Raw genomic sequence first — 6,235 nt, 5'->3', positions numbered from 1 at the left:
TATCTGTTGATTTTGCAGAAATCGAAAAACTAACATTTGAAGGAGATTGGGATAGTATTGGAGCTATTATGGCAAGAAGTGCATGGCAATTAGAAAGGGCAGGAGCAGACATCATAGTGCTGTGTACCAATCTAATACATTTAGTGAGTGATGCTATAAAAGAGCATGTGTCGATTCCCTTTTTACATATTGCTGAAGCTACAGGAGATGCCATTAGAGAAAAAAAACTTAAAAAAGTGTTGCTGTTAGGGACAAAGTTTACAATGGAAAAGGATTTCTATACTAACATTTTAGAAAATCAATATGATTTAGAAATTAGTATTCCGGCATCTGATGAAAGGCAACGAATCCATGATATTATTTATACAGAACTGGTAAAGGGAGTATGTACTACAACCTCAAGAGAACATAGCATAGAAATAATTAAAAATTCGTATTCAAAAGGAATAGAAGGAGTGATTCTTGGTTGTACAGAACTCTCTTTACTACTTTCAGAACAGGATATAAAAATTCCAATATTTCATACGGCAAAAATTCATGCCTACAAAGCTGTAGAATGGGCGTGTGAACATAGTACTATCACTAAAAACTAAAGTAATGAAAACATATAATATAGAATGTATAAAATCAAAACCAAAAATAAAGAAACTAACATTAAATCAGGTATTGAACAGATGGTTTACTAAATATATAGAGTTACTAAGTATTTTATTATATCCCGATTCGGTCTGTTGTAATTGTACTAAGAATAATAGTGAGAAGGATAGAGTATTTTATAAGTAACAAATCGATTTTATAATAGATATAAAATCATATAAAAGTTATATATAAAATAACGTTTGATTTCAATATCAAAATTATGTTAAAAAATTACCGAACGTTTGGTAAAATATCATGAATACCTTTATATTTGTTACATGAGACCACAAAAAGTACAAGAAGAACAAATGTTAGAAGGCCTTATGTCTGTATTACGATCAAAAGGGTACGATGGAGCCAGTTTAATGGAACTTGCAAATGCCGCAGGTTTAAAAAAAGCAAGTTTGTATCATCGATACCCAGGTGGTAAAAAGGATATGACTTCTGCTGTTTTAACATATATGGAAGAGTGGATACGAGATAATATTTACAAAATTTTGACTGATCAGGATAAAGCTATGAATATTCGTTTGGAAGAAGCCATTAAAAACATTCGTACTATTTATAATGACGGACAGGAAGTGTGCATGTATAGGTCGTTATCACTAGATTCTGGAATTGCATTGTTTGGAGCACAAATTAGAGAAGGTATTAACTTGTGGATTGAAAGTTTCAAACATTTTGGAATGGAAAAAGGAATGATAGAAGCTAAAGCTATAAATAAGGCCAATCAAACCTTTATTGACATACAAGGAAGTTTAGTTTTATCTAAGTCTATGGGGTTAACTAAGCCCTTTATTGACACTCTAAATAGAATTAAAAAAAGATATGATCAATAAATAGTAAATATCTATCATATTAATTATTCTTCTTATTCGCTATAAATTTATATCACCAGGTTGTTTGCGACAAAATTAATAAATATGAAATTTAAAAAAACCTTATATCTAAGTTATAAATATCATTATCTAGCCGCTTTTCTTTTCCTATTTAATGTAGCATTAGGACAAAACGTAAAACAAGAAAAGATGGGAAATTTAGAATTCATGGTTGGACAATGGATTGGCACTTCAACAGTGTATAAAAATGAAGAAATTACAAAACAAGCTCCAGCTTTTCAGAAAATAAGCTATGACTTGGACAAAAGTATATTAGTCATTAAGTTAAACTCAAAATTATTACAACTGCATACTATTATATACTATGATGAAAAAGATGAAACATATTACTATTTTCCTTTTTCTAAAAGAGGGGTGAATAAACTTCCTGCCACATATGATAATCAACAATTTATTGTTAAAGCGAATGAGAATACAAGATATGTGTTCGAAAAAACAGGAGTGAAGAGTTTTAGAGAATATGGAGAAAAACTTAAAGAAGGGAAATGGGTGAAATTTTTTGAGGATAACTTTACAAATACGCAATAAACCATAAAGTATTGCATCATATAATTTAAAATATAGAATTTTTAATCATATCTAATAAGTGTTAAAAATTTGGAATGATTATTCCATTTTTTGTAAATTTGTTTCATGAGTAAAAAAGATATTATACTAATTTCTGCACTTCAGCTCTTAGCAGAGAAAGGAGTCCATAATACACCAATGTCTGCAATAGCAAAAGCTGCTGGTACAGGAATGGGAACTATTTATAATTACTTTCCTAATAAAAATATTTTAATTAATGAGATTTATGTTGACATAAAACAAAAAGAAAAGTCGGTATATTTATCCTTTGACCAAAATCAACCTATAAAAACACAATTTGAAGGTTATTTCACTTCTATTATTGACTTTTTCATAGAAAATCCAATATATTTTCTATTTATGGAGCAACTACAAGCTTCTCCGATTATTACAGAAGAAAGCAAAAAAAAAGGATTGATATCGGTTGATCCTGTTGTGCAATTATTGATAAAAGGTAAGCAAGAACGAGTTATTAAAGATATAGAAATAAATGAACTATTTTTGTTTATAGGTGGAGCGGTTTTATCTTATTTAAGGTGGTATTTCCTTCAAAAAGATACAACAGAAATTTCATGCTTAAATCAAACTAAAATGGTTTGGGACGCTATTAAAGAGTAAATTTTTTATATAATTTTTGGAATGAATATTCATTCTAATCAAAACCAACTATAATGAATAAAAATGTATTAATTACAGGAACTTCTACAGGAGTAGGGTTTGAGAGTTCAATTCTATTCGCTAAGAATGGATATAAGGTTTATGCTACTATGCGAAATCTAAAAAAAGCAACTCCTCTTAACGAAAGAATTGAAAAAGAAAATTTAAATATTGAATTACTTCCACTAGATGTAACCGATATTAACTCAATAGAATCTGCTGTAAAAACTATTATACAAAAAGATGGTAAGATAGATGTATTGGTAAACAATGCAGGAGCGGGTTTTGCAAAAACAACCGAGCAGGCAACAGAAAAAGAGATAAGATGGGTAACGGATGTGAATTACCATGGTACAGTGTTTTGTACGCAGGCAGTCTTACCTTTTATGAGAAAACAACGATCTGGTCAAATCATCAGTATAACCTCTGTAGGTGGTTTGGTTGGTCAACCTTTTAATGAGTTGTATTGTGGAGCAAAATTTGCTACAGAAGGTTTTATGGAAGGTTTAGCGACTTATGTTAGCGAACCTTTTAATATTAAATTCACATGTGTAGAGCCAGGTGGTATTGCAACAGAATTTATGAAATCAGCAGTAGAAAAAACAACTAGTGAAGGACAGTTAGCCAAAGGGGAATACTTACCTATATTCGAAAAATACTTGGCAGGTACTCAAAAAAGAGCAAGTGAAAGTGAGGTTCAGGTATATCAAACCGGCCAAGAAGTAGCAGAGGTGGTGCTAAAAGTGGCAAATAATGAAAATCCTCCTTTGCGAATTCGTACTTCAGAATGGGCAGAAAATATTACTGCGCTAAAAACACAAGCGGATCCAGATGGTACTAAATTAGTAAGTCAAATAAAAAATAACTTTTTATAAACAGGAGGCATGAAAATAATGTATTGGTCATCTACCATATTAATTTCTTCTTTTTTATTTTTTAGTTCTTATACTTATGTCTTCAATAAAAGTACAATTGATGGTATCAGAGCACTAGGCTTTCCAGATTTTTTTAGAATAGAATTAGCGGCATTAAAAACTATTGCCGCAATTCTATTACTGATACCAAATATTAGTTTACAAATAAAGGAATGGACATATGCCGGAGTAGGATTTTTTTTAATTACTGCAATTGTTGCACATTTAGCGCATAAAGATTCTATGCTTACTATTTTAATTAATCTAATCTTAATCACATTATTAGTGATCTCTAATATGTATTTACCTGAAAAATAAATCCTACCACCCATCTAATACACATTGCAGTGTATGAGGTATAGTTTTTGAAAGTGGAATCTCCTCTGGATCATCTCCTAAATAATTTCCGCTAGCAAAACCCGTAACATCATTAAAACGGTATGACCAACAAAATCTAAGTTTAGGGTGTGCTTCAGAATAAGTAACTAAATTATCTATTAATATGGCATTTTCAAATTCAGAAAATGCCAAAAAGTAACCATAGAATTTGTTGCGACGAACATCTGCATCAGAACTTTTATACATATACATACCACAACTATTACAGACATTATCGTGTACATAAGTGGCTCGATTATGACCTTTATCTCCTCCTCCAGAGTATTGTATGTATCCCAATCTTCCATTAGCTGACCCTGTAACCATAGTGATGGTATTTCTTGCAATGATATTATGAGTTTTATGCCAACTAACTATAGGTCCGTCAACATAAGTACTTCCTTCTCCCTGTTCCATAACGTTATCAAGGATAAACACATCCTCACCACTAGTATTAACAATATCTCCACCAGTATTATGATGGAAATAATTGTTTTGGATTAATATTTCTTCATCGACACGTCCTGCGCCTTCAATATCGATACCAAATTGCGGAGCAGTTCCACTAATATGATGTATTTCATTATCTTTTATTTCAATACGTTTACCTCCAACTATTGAAATACCTTGACGTCTATTATTATAAATGTTATTATTAATAAAAGTAACATCGTTCGAGTCCAGCACTAAAGAACCATCTCCGGTTAAACTATGGATTTCCATATTTTCAATTAATACGTGATTACTTGTATTCCAAACACAAATACCATGACCTTCATCATGAGCCGTTTTTCCATCACTGTCACGTGGAGTAAAAATATGAGTATCCCGATCTCCCTTAATGATACCATCCCGAATAATTATATTATCCCCATCTAAACTAATGACACAATAGTTCCATTTGTCATTAGTATCAATTTCTAAAATAGCTCCTTCGCTAAAGATAAATTCGGTATTATCATAAATCTTAATACCTCCTTGATAAATATCATTTACATCTTCACCAACTAGATACTCACCTTTAGGTAATATAACTCTACTATAGCTTTCTTGATGAGCCCAATCAATAGCTGCTTGTAAATTAGTTGTAGTTTTAATGGCATTTGTTCCATTATTAGGTATGTCCCATCGATCTAATTCAATAGTGTATTCCTGAGTATTTGGCATTATGGGCGTTTGAACTTCAAAAAGAATTTTTGGTAACCCATTTGCATCTAAATCCTCTGCGTCTGCTTCAAATTCTGAATTATTTCCGGCTAAATCCGATTTTTCATTGCTACATGACATAGTAAATATCATTGCAAAAATTAGTAGGTAGCTTGTTAAGTTTTTCATGGGGCTTTATTAAGATTAGGCTTGTTGTAGGTTTTGCGACGAATTAAAATCAAATTTATAAAATATTTCGTAATGATTCTCTTCCATACGAGATTTAGTTCATTATAGTAACTACAAAAAAGAATTTCAAATAGATGATATGTAATGTTTTAATCCTAAAATTAGTATAAGGATTTTTATTTTTCAAAAAAATTAGTAAACTTGTACTAATGAAAATTAAAGATAAAATTTATAATAAGGCATTAACACTGTTTAATGCTAAAGGTTTTTCTAGTGTTACTATGAGACAAGTAGCAGAATCACTGGGAATAAGTCCGGGTAATCTTACATATCATTACAAAACCAAGGCCGATTTGATTCAGGTTATTTATAAGAATATGCATACCGAAGCAAGTGATTATATAACTACAGAAGGTTATATAACACTTCATGATTTTGAATTGATGATGAAAAAGTTTTATCAATTAATGAAACGATATCATTTTTTCTTCAATGATGTAGTACATATTACCAGACAGTATCCCGAAGTTGCAAAAATGTATGAAGAATCAAATCTAATTCGTTTTAAACAAGGTAAAAAACTGGTTGATTATTATGTTGAGAGCGGGAGAATGAAACCTGAATCTGAATTTATAGACTATGATAAACTGGTGTACAATATATGGATGATAAGTGCATTTTGGTCTTCTCAGGAACAGGTAATTACTTCATCAAACTATACAGTAAATAAAACTACTCCAGTTGAAATGGCGATGCAATTGCTACTTCCTTATCTAACCGAAAAAGGTATAGAAGAATATCGTCAAATAAAAAAGTTTGTAAAAACGTAATACATAACCCAAAATA

8 protein-coding genes are annotated in these 6,235 nt (G+C 30.8%); 7 read left to right on the top strand and 1 reads right to left on the bottom strand.

Features of this window, described 5'->3' with window-relative positions:
- The 6 genes from FOF46_RS26215 to FOF46_RS26190 form a co-directional block, all read left to right on the top strand.
- Positions 1 to 593: aspartate/glutamate racemase family protein (locus FOF46_RS26215; protein ID WP_143918508.1), on the top strand; the 593-nt coding region annotated here is incomplete at its 5' end.
- Between the two features lie 324 nt (positions 594 to 917).
- A complete protein-coding gene (locus FOF46_RS26210) occupies positions 918 to 1,478 on the top strand; it encodes a TetR/AcrR family transcriptional regulator (RefSeq protein WP_143918507.1) in 561 nt (186 codons plus the stop codon).
- Positions 1,479 to 1,562: 84 nt separating this feature from the next.
- Positions 1,563 to 2,066 carry a hypothetical protein gene (locus FOF46_RS26205; RefSeq protein ID WP_143918506.1) on the top strand — a complete coding sequence of 168 codons (504 nt, stop codon included), beginning with the start codon at positions 1,563 to 1,565 and terminating at the stop codon, positions 2,064 to 2,066.
- Positions 2,067 to 2,171: 105 nt separating this feature from the next.
- Positions 2,172 to 2,723: a TetR/AcrR family transcriptional regulator gene (locus FOF46_RS33000; RefSeq protein WP_109437355.1), complete on the top strand. Its 552-nt coding sequence runs from the start codon at positions 2,172 to 2,174 to the stop codon at positions 2,721 to 2,723.
- 53 nt (positions 2,724 to 2,776) lie between these two features.
- Positions 2,777 to 3,637: an SDR family oxidoreductase gene (locus FOF46_RS26195; RefSeq protein WP_143918505.1), complete on the top strand. Its 861-nt coding sequence runs from the start codon at positions 2,777 to 2,779 to the stop codon at positions 3,635 to 3,637.
- 9 nt (positions 3,638 to 3,646) lie between these two features.
- Positions 3,647 to 3,994, top strand: a complete 348-nt coding sequence (locus FOF46_RS26190) for a DoxX family protein (RefSeq protein ID WP_109437353.1) — start codon at positions 3,647 to 3,649, stop codon at positions 3,992 to 3,994.
- 3 nt (positions 3,995 to 3,997) lie between these two features.
- On the opposite strand, the gene FOF46_RS26185 is transcribed toward FOF46_RS26190, so the two are convergent.
- Positions 3,998 to 5,389 carry a right-handed parallel beta-helix repeat-containing protein gene (locus FOF46_RS26185; protein ID WP_143918504.1) on the bottom strand — a complete coding sequence of 464 codons (1,392 nt, stop codon included), beginning with the start codon at positions 5,387 to 5,389 and terminating at the stop codon, positions 3,998 to 4,000.
- Positions 5,390 to 5,598: 209 nt separating this feature from the next.
- Here FOF46_RS26185 and FOF46_RS26180 point away from each other — a divergent pair, with 209 nt between their 5' ends.
- Positions 5,599 to 6,219, top strand: coding sequence for a TetR/AcrR family transcriptional regulator (locus FOF46_RS26180; protein WP_167571954.1), 621 nt, complete (start codon positions 5,599 to 5,601; stop codon positions 6,217 to 6,219).
- Positions 6,220 to 6,235 lie beyond the last annotated feature (16 nt).

This window comes from Aquimarina algiphila (assembly GCF_007489275.1).
Taxonomy (GTDB): Bacteria; Bacteroidota; Bacteroidia; order Flavobacteriales; family Flavobacteriaceae; genus Aquimarina; species Aquimarina algiphila.
Note: the sequence above shows the minus strand (reverse complement) of the source record. Positions and strands in the feature narration are given on the sequence as shown.